This window comes from Pseudomonas sp. Pse79, from assembly GCF_024519615.1.
Lineage (GTDB): Bacteria > Pseudomonadota > Gammaproteobacteria > Pseudomonadales > Pseudomonadaceae > Aquipseudomonas > Aquipseudomonas veronii.
The window spans coordinates 91,291-111,467 of the sequence record NZ_JALJRR010000013.1 but is presented as its reverse complement, the minus strand read 5'-3'; the positions used below and the strand labels follow the sequence as shown (position 1 = coordinate 111,467).

The window sequence follows — 20,177 nt, the reverse complement described above, 5'->3', positions numbered from 1 at the left end:
TCCTTCTGGTTCAGCGGATCAGTTTTTTGCCTGGTCGTTCGCAGCCGGTGCAGCGGCCTTGGCTTTGGCCGCTGCGGGTTTCTTGGCAGCTGCCTTGGCCGGGGCCTTTTTCGCGGCTGGCTTGGCGGCGGATTTCTTCGCGCCAGCCTTTTTCGCCGGGGCTTTTGCGACCGGTGCCGGCGCGGGAACGTCCTGCACGGCAACCATTTCAGCCACAGGCAGGGTCTTGCCCGAGTTGTACTTGCTCAGCAAGGCCAACATAGTTGTACGCTGAGTAAACATAATTTCCATGCGACGGTTCAGCGCACGGCCTTGGGTGCTGTCGTTGGCAGCACGCGGCATCATGTCGCCCATGCCACGCAGCATCAGACGGTCCTGCTTGAGGCCGCTGAGGCTGAAAATCGATGCGATGGATTGCGCGCGTTCTTTGGTCAGCGCCTGGCTCGCCGGGGCCGCGCCGGTGGCATCAACGTGACCAAGGACCAGTACGGCGGTCTTCGGGTCGGCTTCAACAGCCTTGGCGACGCGAGTGAACGGGCCCAGGGTGACCGGCAGCAACATCGCCGGGCGTTTCGGGTTGTAGGAACCGTCTACCGGGGCAATCACCACCAGTACGTTGTCGCGACGTTCCAGTTGCAGGTTGCTGTCCTTGATCGCGGCGCGCAGGCGCGGCTCATAGTCGTCCAGCCAGGCCTGGGTGATTTTCGGGTCGGGCATCGGCACGTTGGTCACGTCGACCTTGGCCAATGGCTTAGGCTTGGACGTGCTTTCGAACGGCCACCACCAGTGAGTCTCGGAGTCGCTCTTGGCCACGGCGGGGGCGGCAGGAGCAGCGGCTGGCGCCGGGGTGGCGGCCTTGAGGTCGGCCTTCAGGTCAGCCTTGGCATCGGCGGCCTTTTCGTCGGCGCTCTTGGAGGAGAACGGCCACCAGCTGGAGCCGGTATCCGCTTTGGCCACCGGGGCTGGCGCAGGAGCGGCGGCTACCGGTGCGGCAGGCTTGGCGCCAGCTGCGGCAGCTACCGGTACAGCCGGCTTGGCGCTGGCAGCAGCCGCTACCGGTGCGGCAGGTTTGGCGCCCGCGGCGGGTTTGGCGTCCGGTTTGGCGTCCGGCTTGGCGTCGGTTTGGCTCACTGCGTCCTTGGTAGCAGCCTTGTCAGATCCAAATGACCACCAATGCCCGCCTTCGGCATCATTTTGTGGTGTTTGTGCGCAGCCAGTAATAGATAGGCACAGCGCCAGTGCCAAGGACTTGTTCGATAACATGAGATATCCACAAAATGAGAAAAAACCGAGGGCCTGAATGACCCGTTAAACAGACGCGTCCAGAACATTAAAGTTACAATATTTTGCTCAGCGTCTTCTTATACTTGCATTTGTAACAAAAAAACGTGAAACAGCAAGGGGTTTACAGACAACCGGCCAATATTCTGACCAACTTCTGTGCACGTGGGTCCATAAGTACGTAGGGCCCCAGCGTATTAGTCACAAAACCGAACGCTACATCATGTTCGGGGTCGGCAAACCCCAGCGAACCGCCCGCACCAGGATGTCCAAATGCACGCGGGCCAAGGCCGAAGGTCGCGTTCGGCAATTGCGGTTGATCCAACATGCAGCCCAGGCCGAAACGGGTTTGGGTCAATAAGGTTTTATCGGGCCCGATACTGTGTTCACGGGTCAATTGTTCGAGCATGTCGCTTTCCAGCAAACTACCGTCCAATAAACCACTATAAAAACCCGCCAGGCTACGCGCATTACCGTGACCGTTTGCCGCTGGCTGCTGCATACGCCGCCATTCGGGTTTATTAGTGCTGGTCAGAATAGACGGCGGATTGGCAAATGCCCGCGTCGTCATGGCCGTGGGTTCACGCATCATTACTTGCAGTAAACGTTGCGCGGCTTCATCGCCCATGTTGCCTTTGCCGCGCGCTACATGGGCCACGCGATAAAATTCTTCGTCCGCCAGGCCCACATGAAAATCCAGCCCCAACGGGCGTGCAACCCGCGCCACGATAGACTCGCCCGGCCCACGCCCGTCGGCACGGCGCAGCAATTCCCCGACCAGCCAGCCATAGGTGATCGCTTCGTAGCCGTGGCCTTGGCCCGGCGTCCACCACGGCGCTTCGGCGGCCAAGGTGTCGACCATCAACGACCAGTCGTACAGCGCTTCGGTGGGCAGCATCTCGCGGATCGCCGGCAACCCGGCCTGGTGGCAGAGCAACTGGCGCAAGGTGATCGCTTCTTTACCGGCCGCGGCAAATGCCGGCCAGTAGTTGGCCACTGGCGCATCCAGTTGCAGCTTGCCTTCGGCCACCAATTGCAGGGCCGCAACGGCGGTGAAAGTCTTGGTGCAGGAGAACAGGTTGACGATGGTGTCGCTGTGCCAGGCCTGTGCCCCGTCCTTGTCGGCGGTGCCGGCCCACAGGTCGACCACGGTTTCCCCGCCGATCTGGATGCACAGCGCCGCACCACGTTCCTGCGGGTCATCGAACAACGTGGCGAACGCTTCACGTACCGCTTCGAACTGGAGTTCGTAATGCCCCTGAACCTGCACCTAAGCCCCCTCGGAAAACGCTGTAAAAAGTGGCCGACATTGTTCCAGCCCTTGTAGGATTTGTGAACCCGTCAACACTCAATCAATGACCATTTCCGGCATGCCCACCGGTGTGTCCGGCGCCCTGCCCCGCACCTTTACCGTCATGCCCGGGCTTGCTGCCTTCATGCTCGCGAACCGCGCGGGCCGCCTTGGCCTTTTCGGCCTCCTTGCCCAGTTGGTCGACCGCCGCCAGGTTGCTTCGACGCACGCTGTCGACAAAGCCCTGGAACGGCACATCGGTAATGCCGACCAGACCGAAGTGGCCGTTTTCGCCGTCCAGCAGACGCCCGGTCACGGGCTGGTCCAGGTACTGGAACCAGTGAACGCCGACAATCGACGGCTCGGCCATGGCCTGCTTGAGGAAGTTGGCATACGCGGCGCCGCGATCTTCTTCCTTGGCCAACTGGGTCACACCGCCCCAGAACGGGCCGCGGTCTGCCGAGCCGAAGTTGAATTCGGTGATCAACACCGGCTTGTCCAACGCGCGCAAGGCGGCGAAGTCATAGCCGTCCTGGGGTTTGAGCGTGTACATGTTGAAGCTCAACACGTCGCAATACTGCGCACAGGACGCCACCGCCTCCGGAGTACTCACCGCGTAACGCCCGCCCAGCAGCAACTGGTTGGGCGCGTGCCATTTGAGTGCATCGGCGATGGTCTTGAAGTACGTATCGGCGAAGGTCTTCTGGAAGTGTTTGAAGTCGGCTTCGATTTCCGGGTGCTCAGGATTGGGCATCGGCGGTTCGAAGCCCGGGTCTTCCATCAGTTCCCAGCCCGCCAGGTGGATGCCCCAGGCTTTCGACAGGCCTTCTTCGTTGCGGTATTTGTCGCGCAGTTGCTTGAGGAACGCGCGCTTGGCCGGTACATCGGTGGTCATGCGCAGGGTGCCATAGGCCAGGGCGTAACGGGATTTTGCATCGTCACCGGGACCGGCCCAGGCCAGTTCGTTATCGGCAAAAAAACCGATCAGCCAAGGATCGTCGCGATGATCGCGGGCGGCGATGGCCACGGCGCGCTCGGTGGCCATGGCGAAACGCGGGTCGAACGGGTCGGGCATGCCGCCCCACCAGTCGGTGCCGGTGCTGATGCTGGCGTAATCGCCGACGATCGACAGCGGCAAGGTGTACGGCACGCGGTCCGCGCTGGCCAGTTGCGCAGCGCTCCAGTTGCCGACGGTGTTGAAACCCCAGGCCTGCAGGCGGTCGAGGGTGTGGCTGACCCAGCGCTTCTGGTCGAAACCGTCAGTGTCATACGTGCGCTGCAGGTTGGCGCGGTAGAAGTCGTACCAACGCCCGGCGCCAAAGCTACGCCCTTCGCCGGCGCCGTTACCGGTGCGGTTGTCGCCGCTGCCGTAGTACTTGTCAAAGGGTTCCCCGGCCTTGGGCAGCGCCGCGAACATCCATTCACGGCCCGCCACGTAGGTCTGGTTGTTATCCGAAGCCACGGTGTTGACGCCCAGGGAATAGAACGGATGCCCCTCCGGCGTCACCAGATACCAACGACCATCGCGCTTCTCGGTGCGGAAAAAGCCGCTGGCGTCGAACGCCGGGCCTTTGTTCCAACCGCCGTACTGGTCCAGGGAGGATTTATCCCGCTCGGCCAGCCAAGCCTTGAGCTGTTGCTGCTCCTTGGTGGCGGCGGCCTTGAGTTGCTCGTCGCTGCTGACCTTTTCCGGCCAGCGCGCGCGGGTGGACTGGCCATAGGCATCCACCAGTTCGCTGTAGGCCGCCTTCAGCACCGGCTCGCTGTCCTGCACGCCAAAGCGCTCCAGCAGAATACTTTGGGCGACATTCGGTTTGATCATCGACAGGGTCACCGACACCACCTGGCTGCGGTCGATGTCTCCGGCGCTGCTGGCCAGTAACACGCGCTGGCCGTCGACGCTGATCGGCATCGGCGGGCCGGCCTTCATGCCCTGGCTCAATGGCGAGTTGGCTTGCAGCGGGATCAGCAGGGTCTGGGCCGGACCGGCCGGCAGGTCGATGCGGCTGACCAGGGTCTTGCCGTCGTTGCTCTGCACCTTGACGTACAAGGTCAGCGCCCAGTCCATGGCACTCTGGATACGCAGGCTGATGGCGCTGGATTGCGACCAGTCCCAGGCGCCGGTCTGCGGGCTGAGCACCAGGCTCGGTTCGGCGGCCGGGTTGAAGGTGATGCGGCGCAGCACCTCGCCTTCAGGGGTTTGTTCGGCGTTGTATTGCGGCAGGCTGGCGTCCTGGGTCGCCACTTTGACCACATCGGCAGGTCGGACGAAGTTGAACAACGTTTGTTGCCCGGCGGGCGCGGCCAGCAGTGGCGCAGCGAACAGCAGGGCAAAAAGGGCGGGCAGCGTGCGAATCATACGAGCAAGGTTCTCCCAAACGGCCGATAAATGGCCTGATGACATAATGCGATGGCAGTGAGATAGACCACGAAGTGGGCGATTTTGCCCACTGTGGCTTAAGAAATTTCGCGCCGGAACGGCGGCAAGGCATTCAGGATGGCCTTGCCATAGCGCTGCGTGACCAGACGGCGGTCCAGCAAGGTGATGGTGCCCCGGTCTTCTTCGGTCCGCAGCAAGCGCCCGCAGGCCTGCACCAGCTTCAGGGACGCATCCGGCACCGAGATTTCCATGAACGGGTTGCCGCCACGGGCCTCGATCCACTCGGCCAACGCGGCCTCGACCGGGTCATCCGGCACCGAGAACGGGATCTTGGCGATCACCACGTGTTCGCAGTAGGCACCGGGCAAGTCCACGCCTTCGGCAAAGCTCGCCAGGCCGAACAGCACGCTGGAATCGCCGCCATCGACCCGCGCCTTGTGCTTGTTCAGGGTTTCCTGCTTGGACAGGTTGCCCTGGATAAACACCTGCTTGCGCCAGTCACGGTCGAGGCCGTCGAACACGTCCTGCATCTGTTTGCGCGACGAGAACAGCACCAGGGTGCCGCGTGAACCTTCGACCAGCTCCGGCAAGTCACGGATGATCGCGGCGGTGTGGGCCGGCGCATCCCGAGGGTCGGCCTTGAGGTCTGGCACGCGCAGCACACCGGCGTTAGCGTGATGGAACGGGCTCGGCACCACGGCGGTGACGGCTTTTTTCGGCAGGCCGGCGCGCATGCGGAAGCGGTCGAAGGTGCCCAGGGCGGTCAGCGTGGCCGAGGTGACCAGGCAGCCATACGCCACGTTCCACAGGTTGCGCCGCAGCATTTCCGCCGCAAGGATCGGGCTGGCGTTGACCTCGATATCGAACAGCGCACCGCTTTCCGACAGGGTCAGCCAACGGGCCATGGGCGGGTTGTCTTCCGGGTCTTCGACGGTGAAGGCCGTCCACAACTCCCAGTTGCCCTGGGCGCGGGACAACAGGCTGCCGAACAGTGGGTACCATTCCTCGGCCTGGTTGCTGGCGATGCCGATGTTGACCTCGCCGTCCATGCCTTCCTTGAGCAGGTCGGTCAGGCGGGTGAACAGGTCGGTCAGGCGCGAAAAACCCTTCTTCAGTTCGACGCCCATTTCACGCATGTGCTCGGGGATCAGCCCACCGACAAAGCGATGGCGCGGGCGCTCGCGGCCCTCGACGTCTTCGCCGGGCTTGAAGTCGGCGACCTGCTCGCAGGCGCTGAACATGAACTGCTGCTGGGTCTTGATCTCCCGCGCCAGTTCCGGCACCTGTTCGATCAGCTTGCCCAGGTCGCCGGGCAGCGGGTGCTGGGCCAGCAGTTTGGTGAGGTTCTTGGCGGTGGCCTCCAGCCAGTCGGCGGTGGAGCGCAGGCGCGTGTAATGGGCGAAGTGGCCGATGGCCTTGTCAGGCAGGTGGTGGCCTTCGTCGAATACGTAGAGCGTGTCGCGCGGGTCCGGCAGCACGGCGCCGCCGCCCAGGGCCAGGTCGGCGAGGACCATGTCGTGGTTGGTGACGATCACGTCGACCTTGCCCATGCCTTCGCGCGCTTTATAGAAGGCGCACTGGCCGAAGTTGGGGCAATGCCGGTTGGTGCATTGGCTGTGGTCGGTGGTCAGGCGCGCCCAATCGGCGTCTTCCAGGGCGGTGGGCCAGCTGTCGCGGTCGCCGTCCCATTTATTCCCGGCCAGTTTTTCGATCATGCTGGTAAACAGCTTCTGGCTGACTTCATCGACTTCGATCTTGAAGCCTTCTTCTTCGAACAAGGAGGCCGTGGCGGTTTGCGCGTGGCCTTCCTGCAGCAGCACGTCGAGCTTGGACAGGCACATATAGCGGCCACGGCCCTTGGCCAGGGCGAAGGTGAAGTTCAGGCCGCTGTTGCGCATCAGGTCGGGCAGGTCTTTGTAGACGATCTGCTCCTGCAGGGCGACGGTGGCGGTGGCGATCACCAGGCGCTTGCCAGCGGCCTTGGCGGTGGGAATCGCCGCCAGGCTGTAGGCCACGGTCTTGCCGGTACCGGTGCCGGCCTCGACGGCCACGACCGCGGGGTCACCGCTGCGCCGGCCTTCGTCGTCGGTGTCGATATCCCCGAGGACCTTGGCCACTTCGGCGATCATCAGGCGTTGGCCGTAGCGCGGTTTCAAGCTCTTGGCTTCGAGAAAACGCGAATAGGCGCCCTGGATCGTGGTTTTGAGTTCAGTGCTGATCATGGATAGTCGGGCGCAAAAAACGCTGGATAAATTTTCAGTGGTTCGGATCGACCGCTATCATACCCCGCTAATTAATCCCGCGCAGAACGGAGTACCGCAATGACCGTGTTCAGCCTCGTTTACACCCTGCATGTATTGGCCGCCCTGATCTGGGTCGGCGGCATGTTTTTCGCCTGGATGATCCTGCGCCCGGCCGCTGTGGCGGCCCTCGAGGGCCCTGCCCGGCTCAAGCTGTGGGCGAATGTGTTTCAACGTTTTTTCGTGTGGGTTTGGGTGGCGGTGCTGGTTTTGCCGATCAGCGGTGTCGGCCTGCTGCAACTGCGCTTCAGCGGGTTTGAAACCGCACCGCGTTACGTGCAGGTGATGATGGGCTTGTATGTGGTGATGACGGCGCTGTTCATCCGCATCCAGGCGTTGAAGTTCCCCGAATTGCGCGCAGCGGTGGCGGCTGAAAACTGGCCGGCCGGGGCGGCGGTGCTGGGGCAGATCCGCAAGCTGGTGGGCATTAACCTGCTCGTTGGGTTGGTGCTGGTCGCGATTGCTTCGGCGCGGCCGATGTTCTGAGACGTGCCTTAAACGGCCATCGGGAGCACGCCCCCTCCCACATTTGAAATGCATTCCAAATGTGGGAGGGGGCGTGCTCCCGATGACGTCAGATCGAACGACTCAAAGTCGCTGAATGGTCACAGTTCCCGCAGGCCCGGCCGGCCCCGGCTGCCCTTCCACCCCTGGCCGGCCTTTCTCGCCACCATCGGCGCGGTACACCAGGCAACCCTTGGATTGCCCGCCACGCCCAGGCTTGCCCGCCGTCCCCGCCAAACCGCCCGCGCCGCCATCGACCCAGACCTTGATCTTGTCGCTTGGGAAGTCCTGCGGCAGTTCGACCCGCACCTGCGCACCCGCCGCGCCAGGCAACCCGTCGCCACCGTTATCACCGTTGGCGCCGCGCCCAGCGGAGCCCCAAGTGCAACCCGGGTCTTCGCCGTTGGCGCCGTCCAGCCCGGCATAACCTTGGGCGCCAGCGCCACCACGGGCATCCACCGACAGTTCCTGCGCCGTCAGGGCATTGATGCGCAAGGTCAGGTCACGTCCGGCCCTGGCTGGTTTTTCGTGGGTACCGGGAGCGCCACGCGAGGTGATCTGGCTGCCATGTTCCAGTTGCGCATGCCGCGCCTGCAATTGCAGCCCGGTGCTCCCAGGAGCGATGGCGATGCGTGCTTCGCGGCCCAGGTGCAACTCATCCACCGAGACCTGGCTGATCGTGGCCGGGATGAGCAACGTGCCGTAGTCCGCGACGTCCAGGCGTTCCAACTGCAATACGCTGGTACTGCTGGGCAAGCGCATCAACGAGTTGGTTTCAACACTCACGCTCTGGGCCAGGGCAACGGGGCTGACCAACAGGGCCAACAGAAAAACCTTACGCATCATGGGGCTCCTGAGTGATGGGGAATTTGTTATTTCAAATTTTTCTTTGAGCGCACAGTAACGACTTCTACAGGCGATTTGCCAGTGAAGGATCAAAAAACTTGAGAAGGCGGCGGTTTCAGCGAGGATCGCCAACGATGCCCCTGTGGAATCCCACAGGGGCAAGGCCTGTCAGCGGTTGATCTGGATTTCTACGCGGCGGTTCAGGGCACGGCCTTCAGCGGTTTTGTTGTCAGCCACCGGATGACTTTCGCCCGCACCGGTCACCGACACGAAGTTACTGCGAGGCACACCGGCGCCGATCAGGTAGTCCGTCACCGAATGTGCGCGTTTTTCCGAGAGTGTCTGGTTGTAGGCGTCCTTGCCGACGCTGTCGGTATGCCCGCTGACCCGCAACTGGGCGCTCGGGGCTTCGCGTTTCAGGCGGGTGGCGATGGTGTCGAGCGCGGTTTTATCCGCCGCCGTCAGCTTCGCCGAGTCGAACTGGAAGTGGACATCGCGAATCACGATGGTTTCTTCCTTGACCACAACCACCTCTTCAACCACCGCCGCGGGTGGCGCAGGTGGGCAACCATTGGCATCGACCTGTACGCCTTTCGGCGTGCCGGGGCACTTGTCGCGGCTGTCCGGCACGCCGTCGCCGTCTTCGTCACCATCGCCGTGTACCCAGCAATAGGCGCCGGCCATGCCGCCGATCAACAACGCGCCGTAGCCGGCATAGGCTGAGCTTTCCGTCGCACCGATCGCCGCACCGGTCACGCCGCCCACGGCGGCGCAGGTGGGCCAATCGGTTTTTTGCAAACCTGCACAACCTGTCAATACTCCGGTGAGCAGAACCAAGGGTAGAGCTGTCCGCATGATGCTCATTTGATTTCTCCTGAGGGGATCGGCAGGGGCCGATGGGTGGAGTAAAGACCGCTCCTTTCAACTGCGCCAGTACGCCACACCCCCCGGATTCATTGAGGATGGGCGCACTTGAAGGACTTTTCGCAACCACCCGCTCTAGGCCCGCACGCTCAGCCGCGCTAGTCTCTAGGGTCCTGATGTGAGGATCTCTGATGACCGCTGGTATTTCTTCCCGTACACCCCAGCAAGCCCTGGCTGCCTTGCTCGATTTGCACCAGCCCAAACGCCTGTTGCTGTTGGGTGCCAGCCAGTTCCCGGCGCTGGAGGCCTTTCAAAAGGCGCACCCTGAGACTCAGGTGTCCGTCGCGAGGCCTGGCGCGCTGCCGGCGGACCTCGCGGCGCAGCGTTTTGACCTGGCGCTGGTGGTCGATTGCCTGGAGCACCTGTCAAAACCACAAGGCCTGACCCTGCTGGGCGGCATCCGCAACCTCAATGCCAGCCGCATTGCGGTGCTGGTCGACTTGGCTGCCTGCGACTGGAAAGACACTGACTTCTTCTCCCTGGCCCTGCAGGCCGGCGAGCGCTTCCAGCGCGATGAGCAGGTACTGACGCTGTTTACCTATGATCTGCTTGACTATAAACAGGTGCCGGACTGGCTCAACGCCCGCTTCTGGGCCAACCCGGAAAACTTCGGAAAGTATTGGTGGTAACCCGATGAGTACATCCATTTGCCCCTGTGGCAGCGGCAACCTGCTGGACGCGTGCTGCGGCCATTATCACGCCGGCCACCCGGCGCCGTGCGCCACCGCGCTGATGCGCTCGCGCTACAGCGCCTACGTACTGGGCCTGGTGGACTACCTGGTGGCTACCACGTTGCCTGCGCAGCAGGCCGGCCTGGACCGTGATGCCATCGCCACCTGGAGCGCCCAGAGCACCTGGCTCGGCCTGGAAGTGGAAAGCTCCGAGGTGTTCGGCGGCCAGCCGGAACATGCGTTCGTGACGTTTACCGCGCGCTGGCATGACAGCACCGGCGAACACAGCCACCGCGAACAGTCCTCTTTCGTACAGAATGAGGGACACTGGTACTTCATCGACCCCACCGTGGAAGTGAAGGCCGGACGCAACGATGCATGCGTCTGCGGGAGTGGGCAGAAGTTCAAGAAGTGTTGCTCCAGCTACCTCTAACCACCTCACAGGGATCGCGCCATGCTCCGCACTTACAGCTTGTTGCTGGCGTTGACCCTTGGCTTGAGTGGCTGCGCCTCATGGTTCGAGGACGACGCCCCACCGCCCCACGTCGCCCTGGTGAAGGTCGAAGTGGTGCGGGCCAAGTTGCTCGAACAGAAGTTCAAGCTGTATTTCCGCGTGGATAACCGCGACGACGCCGACCTCACGGTGCGCGGCCTGATCTACAAGGTCACCCTGGGTCGCTTGCTGCTGACCGAAGGCGAATCCAACGAATGGCTCACCGTGCCGCCGCGTGGCCACGCCTTTTTCAAGATCTCGGTACGCACCAACCTCTGGCCGCAGATCCGTGACGTCGTGCAGATGCTGAAAAACCCCGACCGGCCCGTGCCTTATCGGCTGGAAGGCGAGCTGAAAACCGGATTATTCATCGGTAATGACGTGCGCGTGGACCACAATGGCGAGATAATCCCCGGCGATTTTATTCCGGAGCGACATCGATGACTCAGCAACCCCATGTCCATGGTCCTGACTGCAACCACGATCACGATCACCATGATCACGACCACGGCCATGTCCACGGCCCGAACTGCGGCCACGCTCACCAGGAGCCGGTGCGCAACGCCCTGAAAGACGTTGGCCGCAACGATCCATGCCCGTGCGGCAGCGAGAAGAAATTCAAGAAGTGCCACGGCGCTTGAAACCTGGCTACTGAAAATAAGCTTTAGCTCCTGCTTGCGTCGTTTCACCGCGCTCACTAACGTAGCGCCTTTACTGACGCTACCCCCCGCAGGAGCTTTGCCATGGCCTCGCCAGCCCTTTCACATTTTCTTCCCCGGTTCGGCGTTGCCGCGGCAGTGGCCAGTGCATTAAGCCTGGCCGGTTGCCAGCTCCAGAGCACCCAGGACACCCTGCCCCCCGTTACCGGCGTCCAGCCGATCAAGGGCCTCGCGCAGAATGTTTCGATACGCCGCAATGCCCAGGGCATGCCGCTGATTGAAAGCAATACCTTCCACGACGCGCTGTTCAGCCTCGGCTATGTGCATGCCAGCGACCGCATCACGCAGATGGTCACGTTGCGCCTGCTGGCCCAGGGCCGTCTGGCGGAAATGTCCGGCCCCGAGGTGCTGGATGTCGACCGTTTCATGCGCGCGGTCAACCTGAAAAAAAGCGCCGGCGAGCTCTACAACGCCTCGTCGCCGCGCCTCAAGCGCTTCTTTGAAGTGTATGCCCGCGGCGTCAACGCCTACCTGTTCCGCTACCGCGACAAGCTGCCGCCGGACCTGGCCCAGACCGGCTACAAACCCGAGTACTGGAAGCCGGAAGATTCGGCGCTGTTGTTCTGCCTGCTGAATTTCAGCGAGTCGGCCAACCTGCAGGAAGAATTGTCATCGCTGGTGCTGGCGCAAAAGGTCGGTGTCGACAAACTCGCCTGGCTCACCCCAAGCGCGCCGGACGAGCCGATCCCCCTGGCCGAAGCCGACAAGCTCAAGGGCGTGAACCTGAGCCAGATCACCGGCCTGGCCGGGCTGGACACGGTCAGCCAGCAACTGAGCAGCCTCAACTCACTGGCGGTGACCACTTCGAGCAACTGGGCCATCGGCCCGCAACGCAGCCGCAGCGGCAAGAGCCTGCTGGCCAACGACCTCGCCGCCCAGCCGCAAGCCCCGTCGCCATGGAACTACGTGCAGATCCGCGCACCGAAATACCAGGCCGTCGGCGCCTCGATCGCCGGCCTGCCGACCCTGTTGTCCGGCTTCAACGGCAAAGTGGCGTGGAGCATGAGCACGGTCAAGGGCGACACCCAGGACCTGTTCCTGGAAAAGGTCAAACGCCAGGGCAGCGCGCTGTACTACGAGAACAACGGTAAATGGCTACCGGCCGCTGTGCGCAACGAGACCTTTTTCATCAAAGGCCAACGCTCGATTCGTGAGGTGGTGTACGAAACCCGCCACGGCGCCCTGCTCAACAGCAGCCAGGCGCTGACCAGCGGGCTGGGCCTGGCCCTGCAAACGGCGGACTTCAAGGACGACAAGAGCCTTGATGCGTTCTTCGACCTGTCCCGCGCGCAAAACGCCGCCAAGGCCTCGGATGCGACCCGGGAAATCCGCGCCATCGCCTTGAACATGGTGTTCGCCGATGCCAGCAACATCGGCTGGCAGGTTACCGGGCGCTTCCCCAACCGCCGCGAAGGCGAAGGCCTGCTGCCCTCGCCGGGCTGGGATGCGCGCTTCGACTGGGACGGTTACGCCGACGCGATGCTGCACCCTTATGACCAGGACCCGGCCCAAGGCTGGATCGGCACCGCCAACCAACGTACCGCGCCGCGCGGTTATGGCATGCAACTGTCCAACTCCTGGGACGCTCCGGAGCGCAGCGAGCGCCTGGCGCAATTGGCCAATGCCGGCAAGCATGACAGCCGCAGCATGATCGCCATGCAATACGACCAGACCACCACGTTCGCCGCCAAGCTCAAGAACATGTTCCAGGCGCCGGGCATGGCACAGCCGCTGAAACAGGCGATCGCTGCGCTGCCCGCGGCCGAACAGACCAAGGCCCGTGAAGCGTTGAATCGTCTGATGGCGTTTGACGGCCGCCTGGCGCCGACGTCCGCCGACGCAGCGATGTATGAGCTGTTCCTGCAGGAAAGCAGCAAGCAGATCTTCCTCGACGAACTCGGCCCGCAAAACAGCGCCAGCTGGAAAGCCTTTGTCAGCAACGCGAGCCTGTCCTACGCCGCCCAGGCCGACCACCTGCTGGGCCGTGAAGACAGCCCGTTCTGGGACGATGTCCGCACCGCGCAGAAAGAAGACAAGCCGACGATCCTCGCCCGCAGCCTGGCCGCTGCGATCACTGCCGGCGACAGCCAACTGGGTACCGATCACAAGGCCTGGCAGTGGGGCAAACTGCACAGCACCACCTGGAAGAACCGCAATGGCCAGGTGATCCGCGGCCCGCTGGCCAGCGGCGGCGACCACAACACCCTGAACCCGGCGCCGTACAACTGGGGAGAGAGTTTCGACACCACCCAAGTGCCGGCACTGCGCATGATTGTCGACTTCGGCCAGGCAGAACCGATGACGGGCCAGGGCGGTATCGGCCAGTCCGGCAACCCGGTCAGCCCGAACTATGCCAATGGCATCGATCCGTCGCTCAAGGCGCAATACCTGAGCTTCCCGATGCAGCCGCAGAACTTTGACAAGGTGTATGGGAAAGCCAGGCTGACCCTCACGCCCGGCAAATAACCGTACCAACAGGTGGGAGCAGGCAAGACTGCTCCCACATTTTTTAATCTGCGCTCGATCCAAAATAGTGCAGCCTATTTTTCATGCCCATTTTCGGGCACCTCCTATACTCATAGCTCCCTCTTCCCACCTTTTAAAACGATCATTCGGAGCTGCATTCGGAACTATGGTGCAGAAATTGCTACTTGTGATCCGTCTGACACCGTTCAGTAACAGTCCTAAACGCGCCACAAGCGCTTATCTTGGTTTCCAGGGATTACATAATGAAAAAAGCATTGCTGACCCTTTCTGCACTGGCTCTGTGCATGGCCGCTGGTTCCGCCTTGGCCAAGGAATACAAGGAATTGCGTTTTGGTGTCGATCCTTCCTACGCGCCGTTCGAGTCCAAAGCCGCTGACGGCAGCCTGGTGGGCTTCGACATCGACCTGGGCAATGCGATCTGCGCCGAGCTGAAGGTCAAGTGCAAGTGGGTCGAAAGCGACTTCGACGGCATGATTCCAGGCCTCAAAGCCAACAAATTCGACGGTGTGATTTCGTCCATGACCGTCACCGAAGCCCGTATGAAGGCCATCGACTTCTCCAACGAGCTGTTCTCCGGCCCGACTTCGCTGGTATTCAAGAAGGGCGCCGGCTACTCCACACCTGAGTCGCTCAAGGGCAAAACCGTGGGCTACGAGCAAGGCACCATCCAGGAAGCCTATGCCAAGGCCGTATTGGATAAAGCCGGTGTAACCACCAAGGCCTACGCCAACCAGGACCAGGTCTACGCTGACCTGACCTCCGGCCGTCTCGACGCCTCCGTGCAGGACATGCTGCAAGCCGAACTGGGCTTCCTGAAGTCGCCGGCCGGTGCCGGTTACGAAGTCAGCGCGGCCATCGACGACCCATTGCTGCCGTCGAAAACCGCGGTCGGTATCAAAAAAGGTAACACTGAGCTGAAGGCCCTTTTGGATAAAGGTATCAAAGCGTTACACGATGATGGCACCTACGCCAGCATCCAGAAGAAACACTTTGGCGATCTGAACCTGTACAGCGGCAAATAATGCCTGGGGCGCCCCTTCCCGGGAGGGGCGCTGTTTTATCGCCATAGGTCCTGATTTATGTTCGAAGAACTGTTGCAAACCCTCGGGCTGAGCGCGTTCAGTTTGAAGGGTTTCGGCCCGCTGTTGCTGCAAGGCACCTGGATGACCCTCAAGTTGTCGGTGCTGTCCCTGGCCGTCAGCGTGTTGCTGGGCCTGCTCGGCGCCAGCGCCAAACTGTCCAGCCTGCCGTTCCTGCGCATTCCCGCCCAGCTCTACACCACGTTGATTCGTGGCGTGCCCGACCTGGTGCTGATGCTGCTGATTTTCTACAGCCTGCAAACCTGGCTGACCGGTCTTACCGACTTCATGGAATGGGAATACATCGAAATCGACCCATTCAGCGCCGGGGTGATCACCCTGGGCTTTATTTACGGTGCGTACTTCACCGAAACCTTTCGCGGCGCGATCCTCGCGGTGCCCCGTGGTCAACTGGAAGCCGCCACGGCTTACGGCCTCAAGCGCGGGCAGCGGTTTCGCTACGTGACCTTCCCGCAAATGATGCGCTTTGCCCTGCCGGGCATCGGCAACAACTGGATGGTGATGCTCAAGGCCACCGCACTGGTGTCGATCATCGGCCTCGCGGATCTGGTCAAGGCCGCGCAGGACGCCGGCAAGAGCACCTATCAGCTGTTTTACTTCCTGGTGATCGCCGCATTGATCTACCTGCTGATCACCAGTGCGTCCAACTTTGTCCTGCGCCGTCTTGAACGTCGCTATTCGGCAGGCTCGCGGGAGGCCGTGCGATGATCGAACTCTTGCAGGAATACTGGCGCCCATTCCTTTACAGCGATGGCCAGCACATCACCGGCCTGGCCATGACCATGTGGTTGCTCAGCGCCTCGCTGGTGATCGGCTTCCTGGTGTCGATTCCGCTGTCCATCGCCCGGGTGTCGCGCAATCCCTTGGTGCGCTGGCCGGTGCAGTTCTACACCTACCTGTTTCGCGGCACGCCGCTCTATATCCAATTGCTGATCTGTTACACCGGTATCTACAGCATCGCCGCCGTGCGCGCCCAACCGGTGCTGGATGCGTTCTTTCGCGATGCGATGAACTGCACAGTCCTGGCGTTTGCCCTCAACACCTGCGCCTACACCACGGAGATTTTCGCCGGGGCGATCCGCAGCATGGCCCACGGCGAAGTCGAAGCGGCCAAAGCCTACGGCCTCAGCGGCTGGAAGCTGTACGCCTATGTCATCATGCCGTCGGCCCTGCGCCGTTCATTGCCGTACTACAGCAACGAAGTGATTTTGATGCTGCACTCGACGACAGTGGCGTTTACCGCGACGATCCCGGACATTCTCAAAGTGGCCCGGGACGCCAACTCGGCCACGTTCCTCACCTTTCAATCGTTCGGCATCGCTGCGCTGATCTACCTGACCGTGACCTTTGCCCTGGTCGGTCTGTTTCGTCTGGCGGAGCGCCGCTGGCTGGCCTTCCTCGGGCCGAGCCACTAAGGAGCCTTCATGCGTCATCAGGTTCATGAACTGATCGCGCCCGTGCCTGGCACGGCACGGCAGATTCACAGTTTCCACTTCGGCCCGGAGCTGGCCGAACGCAAGGTCTACATCCAGTCGTCACTGCATGCCGATGAATTGCCGGGCATGCTGGTGGCCTGGCACCTCAAGGCGCGCCTGGCGCAACTGGCCGCCGCCGGGCGCTTGCGCAGCGAGATCGTGCTGGTGCCGATCGCCAACCCGGCGGGCCTCGAACAAGTGTTGATGGACATCCCGCTGGGCCGCTATGAGCTGGAAAGCGGGCAGAACTTCAATCGCCTGTTTGTCGACCTCAGTGAAGAGGTGGGCGATCGGGTCGAGGATGTGCTCGGGGATGATCCCCAGCGCAACGTCGAATTGATCCGCACGGCACTGTCCACCGCGCTGGCCACACAAACCGCCGCGACGCAGTTGCAGTCCCAGCGCCTGGTGCTGCAACGCCTGGCTTGCGATGCCGACATGGTGCTCGACCTGCATTGCGATTTCGAAGCCGTGGCGCACCTGTACACCACGCCCGAGGCCTGGCCGCAGGTGGAGCCGTTGGCGCGCTATATCGGCTCGGAGGCCAACTTGCTGGCCACCGATTCCGGCGGGCAATCTTTCGATGAGTGCTTCAGCCTGGTGTGGTGGCAATTGCAGCAACGCTTCGGCGAGCGCTTCCCGATCCCCGTGGGCAGCTTTTCGGTGACCGTCGAGCTGCGCGGCCAGGGTGACGTCAACCACGGCCTGGCCGGCCTCGACTGCCAGGCGATCATCGACTACCTGATTCACTTCGGCGCGATTGCCGGCGACGTGGCACCGCTGCCCGCCCTGCCCTACCCGGCCACCCCGCTGGCGGGAGTCGAACCGGTGGCGACGCCGGTCGGCGGCCTGCTGGTGTTCAGCGCCTTGCCCGGCGAGTACCTCGAAGCCGGGCAACTGATCGCCGAAATCATCGACCCCATTACTGACCGCGTAACGCCTGTGCATTGTCAAAACGCCGGCCTGCTTTACGCCCGTTCGCTACGGCGCATGGCCACTGCGGGGATGGTCATCGGCCATGTCGCAGGCTCAGAGGCCTACCGCAGCGGCTACCTACTTTCGCCTTGAGGATGCACGCCCCATGTACAAACTGACCGTTGAAGGCCTGCATAAAAGCTATGGCGACAATGAAGTGCTCAAAGGCGTCTCGCTCAAGGCCAAGACCGGTGACGTGATCAGCCTGATCGGCGCCAGCGGCTCGGGCAAGAGCACCTTCCTGCGCTGCATCAACTTTCTGGAAACCCCCAACGACGGCGCGATGACCCTGGATGACAAGCCGATCCGCATGGTCAGCGACCGCCACGGCATGCGTGTGGCCGACGATGACGAGCTGCAGCGCCTGCGCACACGCCTGGCGATGGTGTTCCAGCACTTCAACCTGTGGAGCCACATGAGCGTGCTGGAAAACATCACCATGGCCCCGCGCCGGGTGCTGGGCTGCAGTAAGAAAGACGCCGAAGAGCGTGCCCGTCGCTACCTGGACAAAGTCGGACTGCCGGCCCGCGTGGCCGATCAATACCCGGCATTTCTCTCCGGCGGCCAGCAGCAACGCGTGGCCATCGCCCGCGCCCTGGCGATGGAACCGGAAGTGATGCTGTTCGACGAACCCACCTCGGCCCTCGACCCGGAGCTGGTGGGCGAAGTGCTGAAGGTGATCCAGGGCCTGGCCGAGGAAGGCCGCACCATGATCATGGTGACCCACGAGATGAGCTTTGCGCGCAAGGTGTCGAGCCAGGTGCTGTTCCTGCACAAGGGCCTGGTGGAAGAGCAAGGCACGCCGGAGGATGTGCTGGGCAACCCGAAAAGTGAGCGCCTGCAACAGTTCCTGAGTGGCAATCTGAAGTAAGCCTTCGCTGATCTTCCCACACGCCCCAGCGCCGCCTAAGCGCTCTGAGAGCCCGCCCAGCCGGCCCATGCGCTTGAGCGCGGCAATCCACGATAAGCGCGCAGGCAGCCCGCTGCCCGCGTTTTGGGGCTTTGCTGGGGATACTGAGTGCAACACGGCGGATATTTGTGATCGGCCGCCAGGAGAAATGGCCAGCCCGCGGAAGGACTGACCACATTCCAATCTGCAGGCATCAGGCCATCGGCGCGGGTGGCGGCTCGTCCGGAAGGGTCGGTTCGCCAGGTTCGTCGGGTTCGGTAGGGTACGGGGAATCGGGCTCAGGTTGACCGGGGATACCACCCGCATAAGCAGGGTCGGCCATCAGGGACCAGGCCAGAACACCAATCTGGTTGGGTTCAAGCCGGGCGAGTTCGGCGCTGATTCGCGGGTCGAGTTTCATAAGGTACTCCTCAAGCGTGGCTCGGCGCGCATTGCACGCACCGAAGCAGTACACCCAATAGAGTCACTTTCCGCAGACTAATTCCCTTTACGCGTAGGAGCTTTCGATCAAGCGCGTGGCAAGGTGACGCCGCGCTGGCCCTGGTACTTGCCAGCACGGTCCTTGTAGGACACTTCACAGGCCTCATCGGACTGCAGGAACAGCATCTGCGCCACGCCTTCGTTGGCGTAGATCTTCGCTGGCAGGGTGGTGGTGTTGGAGAATTCCAGGGTGACGTGACCTTCCCACTCAGGCTCAAGCGGCGTCACGTTGACGATGATGCCGCAGCGCGCGTAAGTGCTTTTACCCAGGCAGATGGTCAGCACGTCGCGGGGAATACGGAAGAACTCCACGGTGCGCGCCAGGGCGAAGGAGTTGGGCGGGATGATGCACACGTCGCTCTTGACGTCGACGAAGCTCTTTTCGTCGAAGTTCTTCGGATCGACGATCGCCGAGTTGATATTGGTGAACACCTTGAACTCATCGGCACAACGCACGTCGTAGCCGTAGCTGGAAACACCATACGAAATCACGCGATCGGCGTCGTCACCACGGATCTGGCGCTCAACGAACGGTTCGATCATGCCGTGCTCTTGCGCCATGCGGCGAATCCACTTGTCCGATTTGATGCTCATGGCGGGTGTCCTGATAGCGAGGTGGAAAAATTCTGTTGGGCATCTTACCGGGGCAGGCGTTGGGGTTCAAAGGGCGTGGGGCTTTTGTTGACGAATGTGTTGATCAATGCCCGCCTTGTACAAGCCGCGCCCATTGGGGCCGGGACCCGAATCGGCGTGCACGACGGACGTAAATACCACCGCCAGTCACGAAATTAGAGAAACCTTCGGAAATACCATTGGCACGTTCCGGAAAAAGGGTTAAGGTGGCGCCACTGTGCTGCTTGTGTCACTGAGAATCTCTACACGATATGTTGAATTTCGATCCAACCATCTCCAAGAATTTTTCCTGCTCTTTGCACTCAGTCTCGGCCAGGGCTTTTCCTGAGTCGCAGTTAACTTTGTCCAAGGAGATACACCATGTCTAATCGCCAAACTGGTACCGTTAAGTGGTTCAACGATGAAAAAGGCTTCGGCTTCATCACTCCACAATCCGGTGACGACCTGTTCGTTCACTTCAAAGCTATCCAATCCGACGGCTTCAAAAGCCTGAAAGAAGGCCAACAGGTTTCTTTCATCGCTACCCGCGGTCAGAAAGGCATGCAAGCTGAAGAAGTTCAAGTTATCTAACTTGTACTGACTCAGTCGAAAGAACCCCGCCCTTAAAAGCGGGGTTTTTTTATGCCTGGGATTTGGGCATGCATGAGCGCAAAAAATATGGGAGGGGGCTTACTCCCGATGGCAGTGGGTCAGTCAATACATCCAGTG

At 61.8% G+C, this 20,177-nt stretch carries 20 protein-coding genes; 12 read left to right on the top strand and 8 right to left on the bottom strand.

Going from position 1 to position 20,177, the window contains the following annotated elements; translation table 11 throughout:
* Window positions 1-18: 18 nt before the first annotated feature.
* From NR164_RS17775 to dinG, 4 genes are all read right to left on the bottom strand, one after another.
* On the bottom strand, window positions 19-1,263 hold the full coding sequence (locus NR164_RS17775; RefSeq protein ID WP_256823041.1) for an OmpA family protein: 1,245 nt from the start codon (window positions 1,261-1,263) through the stop codon (window positions 19-21).
* Window positions 1,264-1,405: 142 nt separating this feature from the next.
* Window positions 1,406-2,551 (bottom strand): EstA family serine hydrolase, encoded by a 1,146-nt coding sequence (locus NR164_RS17770; RefSeq protein WP_017844784.1) that lies wholly within the window; start codon window positions 2,549-2,551, stop codon window positions 1,406-1,408.
* Between the two features lie 82 nt (window positions 2,552-2,633).
* Entirely contained in the window at window positions 2,634-4,931 is a 2,298-nt protein-coding gene (locus NR164_RS17765) for a beta-galactosidase (RefSeq protein ID WP_256823040.1), read from the bottom strand.
* A gap of 98 nt (window positions 4,932-5,029) precedes the next feature.
* Complete coding sequence (dinG, locus tag NR164_RS17760; RefSeq protein WP_017844782.1) at window positions 5,030-7,174, bottom strand: ATP-dependent DNA helicase DinG; 2,145 nt, start codon at window positions 7,172-7,174, stop codon at window positions 5,030-5,032.
* 99 nt (window positions 7,175-7,273) lie between these two features.
* Between dinG and NR164_RS17755 the strand changes: the two genes are divergently transcribed.
* Window positions 7,274-7,738, top strand: a complete 465-nt coding sequence (locus NR164_RS17755) for a CopD family protein (protein WP_079442997.1) — start codon at window positions 7,274-7,276, stop codon at window positions 7,736-7,738.
* A 102-nt stretch (window positions 7,739-7,840) separates the two neighbouring features.
* On the opposite strand, the gene NR164_RS17750 is transcribed toward NR164_RS17755, so the two are convergent.
* Both NR164_RS17750 and NR164_RS17745 read right to left on the bottom strand, forming a co-directional pair.
* A complete protein-coding gene (locus tag NR164_RS17750) occupies window positions 7,841-8,599 on the bottom strand; it encodes a hypothetical protein (RefSeq protein ID WP_046384447.1) in 759 nt (252 codons plus the stop codon).
* 171 nt (window positions 8,600-8,770) lie between these two features.
* Entirely contained in the window at window positions 8,771-9,466 is a 696-nt protein-coding gene (locus tag NR164_RS17745; protein ID WP_026139770.1) for an OmpA family protein, read from the bottom strand.
* A gap of 191 nt (window positions 9,467-9,657) precedes the next feature.
* Between NR164_RS17745 and NR164_RS17740 the strand changes: the two genes are divergently transcribed.
* From NR164_RS17740 to NR164_RS17695, 10 genes are all read left to right on the top strand, one after another.
* Window positions 9,658-10,155 carry a DUF6231 family protein gene (locus tag NR164_RS17740; RefSeq protein WP_256823039.1) on the top strand — a complete coding sequence of 166 codons (498 nt, stop codon included), beginning with the start codon at window positions 9,658-9,660 and terminating at the stop codon, window positions 10,153-10,155.
* A gap of 4 nt (window positions 10,156-10,159) precedes the next feature.
* Complete coding sequence (locus NR164_RS17735; RefSeq protein WP_017844777.1) at window positions 10,160-10,630, top strand: YchJ family protein; 471 nt, start codon at window positions 10,160-10,162, stop codon at window positions 10,628-10,630.
* A 21-nt stretch (window positions 10,631-10,651) separates the two neighbouring features.
* Window positions 10,652-11,134: an LEA type 2 family protein gene (locus NR164_RS17730; protein WP_046384449.1), complete on the top strand. Its 483-nt coding sequence runs from the start codon at window positions 10,652-10,654 to the stop codon at window positions 11,132-11,134.
* Entirely contained in the window at window positions 11,131-11,331 is a 201-nt protein-coding gene (locus tag NR164_RS17725; protein ID WP_003189235.1) for an SEC-C metal-binding domain-containing protein, read from the top strand. The genes NR164_RS17730 and NR164_RS17725 overlap by 4 nt, the downstream gene beginning before the upstream one ends.
* A 102-nt stretch (window positions 11,332-11,433) precedes the next feature.
* A complete protein-coding gene (locus NR164_RS17720) occupies window positions 11,434-13,875 on the top strand; it encodes a penicillin acylase family protein (RefSeq protein ID WP_256823038.1) in 2,442 nt (813 codons plus the stop codon).
* 263 nt (window positions 13,876-14,138) lie between these two features.
* The gene (locus NR164_RS17715; RefSeq protein WP_046384451.1) at window positions 14,139-14,918 is read left to right on the top strand and encodes a transporter substrate-binding domain-containing protein; all 780 of its coding nucleotides are present in this window, start codon (window positions 14,139-14,141) and stop codon (window positions 14,916-14,918) included.
* 57 nt (window positions 14,919-14,975) lie between these two features.
* Complete coding sequence (locus NR164_RS17710) at window positions 14,976-15,704, top strand: ABC transporter permease (RefSeq protein ID WP_079442994.1); 729 nt, start codon at window positions 14,976-14,978, stop codon at window positions 15,702-15,704.
* A complete protein-coding gene (locus NR164_RS17705) occupies window positions 15,701-16,411 on the top strand; it encodes an ABC transporter permease (RefSeq protein WP_017844772.1) in 711 nt (236 codons plus the stop codon). Before NR164_RS17710 ends, NR164_RS17705 begins: the two co-directional genes overlap by 4 nt.
* A gap of 9 nt (window positions 16,412-16,420) precedes the next feature.
* Complete coding sequence (locus NR164_RS17700; protein WP_256823037.1) at window positions 16,421-17,539, top strand: succinylglutamate desuccinylase/aspartoacylase family protein; 1,119 nt, start codon at window positions 16,421-16,423, stop codon at window positions 17,537-17,539.
* 13 nt (window positions 17,540-17,552) lie between these two features.
* Window positions 17,553-18,317 (top strand): ABC transporter ATP-binding protein, encoded by a 765-nt coding sequence (locus NR164_RS17695; protein ID WP_177031366.1) that lies wholly within the window; start codon window positions 17,553-17,555, stop codon window positions 18,315-18,317.
* A 232-nt stretch (window positions 18,318-18,549) separates the two neighbouring features.
* Here NR164_RS17695 and NR164_RS17690 read toward each other — a convergent pair whose 3' ends face one another.
* Together NR164_RS17690 and dcd are read right to left on the bottom strand one after the other, a co-directional pair.
* Complete coding sequence (locus NR164_RS17690) at window positions 18,550-18,756, bottom strand: hypothetical protein (protein ID WP_017844769.1); 207 nt, start codon at window positions 18,754-18,756, stop codon at window positions 18,550-18,552.
* Between the two features lie 107 nt (window positions 18,757-18,863).
* On the bottom strand, window positions 18,864-19,430 hold the full coding sequence (gene dcd, locus NR164_RS17685) for a dCTP deaminase (protein ID WP_017844768.1): 567 nt from the start codon (window positions 19,428-19,430) through the stop codon (window positions 18,864-18,866).
* Between the two features lie 399 nt (window positions 19,431-19,829).
* Here dcd and NR164_RS17680 point away from each other — a divergent pair, with 399 nt between their 5' ends.
* Complete coding sequence (locus tag NR164_RS17680) at window positions 19,830-20,039, top strand: cold-shock protein (protein ID WP_002554837.1); 210 nt, start codon at window positions 19,830-19,832, stop codon at window positions 20,037-20,039.
* Window positions 20,040-20,177: the final 138 nt, after the last annotated feature.

Coding starts and splice junctions, on each gene's coding strand:
- NR164_RS17775 (WP_256823041.1), bottom strand. CDS start 1,263: ATGTTATCGAACAAGTCCTTGGCACTGGCGCTGTGCCTATCTATTACT.
- NR164_RS17765 (WP_256823040.1), bottom strand. CDS start 4,931: ATGATTCGCACGCTGCCCGCCCTTTTTGCCCTGCTGTTCGCTGCGCCA.
- dinG (WP_017844782.1), bottom strand. CDS start 7,174: ATGATCAGCACTGAACTCAAAACCACGATCCAGGGCGCCTATTCGCGT.
- NR164_RS17755 (WP_079442997.1), top strand. CDS start 7,274: ATGACCGTGTTCAGCCTCGTTTACACCCTGCATGTATTGGCCGCCCTG.
- NR164_RS17750 (WP_046384447.1), bottom strand. CDS start 8,599: ATGCGTAAGGTTTTTCTGTTGGCCCTGTTGGTCAGCCCCGTTGCCCTG.
- NR164_RS17745 (WP_026139770.1), bottom strand. CDS start 9,466: ATGAGCATCATGCGGACAGCTCTACCCTTGGTTCTGCTCACCGGAGTA.
- NR164_RS17740 (WP_256823039.1), top strand. CDS start 9,658: ATGACCGCTGGTATTTCTTCCCGTACACCCCAGCAAGCCCTGGCTGCC.
- NR164_RS17735 (WP_017844777.1), top strand. CDS start 10,160: ATGAGTACATCCATTTGCCCCTGTGGCAGCGGCAACCTGCTGGACGCG.
- NR164_RS17730 (WP_046384449.1), top strand. CDS start 10,652: ATGCTCCGCACTTACAGCTTGTTGCTGGCGTTGACCCTTGGCTTGAGT.
- NR164_RS17725 (WP_003189235.1), top strand. CDS start 11,131: ATGACTCAGCAACCCCATGTCCATGGTCCTGACTGCAACCACGATCAC.
- NR164_RS17720 (WP_256823038.1), top strand. CDS start 11,434: ATGGCCTCGCCAGCCCTTTCACATTTTCTTCCCCGGTTCGGCGTTGCC.
- NR164_RS17715 (WP_046384451.1), top strand. CDS start 14,139: ATGAAAAAAGCATTGCTGACCCTTTCTGCACTGGCTCTGTGCATGGCC.
- NR164_RS17710 (WP_079442994.1), top strand. CDS start 14,976: ATGTTCGAAGAACTGTTGCAAACCCTCGGGCTGAGCGCGTTCAGTTTG.
- NR164_RS17705 (WP_017844772.1), top strand. CDS start 15,701: ATGATCGAACTCTTGCAGGAATACTGGCGCCCATTCCTTTACAGCGAT.
- NR164_RS17700 (WP_256823037.1), top strand. CDS start 16,421: ATGCGTCATCAGGTTCATGAACTGATCGCGCCCGTGCCTGGCACGGCA.
- NR164_RS17695 (WP_177031366.1), top strand. CDS start 17,553: ATGTACAAACTGACCGTTGAAGGCCTGCATAAAAGCTATGGCGACAAT.
- NR164_RS17690 (WP_017844769.1), bottom strand. CDS start 18,756: ATGAAACTCGACCCGCGAATCAGCGCCGAACTCGCCCGGCTTGAACCC.
- dcd (WP_017844768.1), bottom strand. CDS start 19,430: ATGAGCATCAAATCGGACAAGTGGATTCGCCGCATGGCGCAAGAGCAC.
- NR164_RS17680 (WP_002554837.1), top strand. CDS start 19,830: ATGTCTAATCGCCAAACTGGTACCGTTAAGTGGTTCAACGATGAAAAA.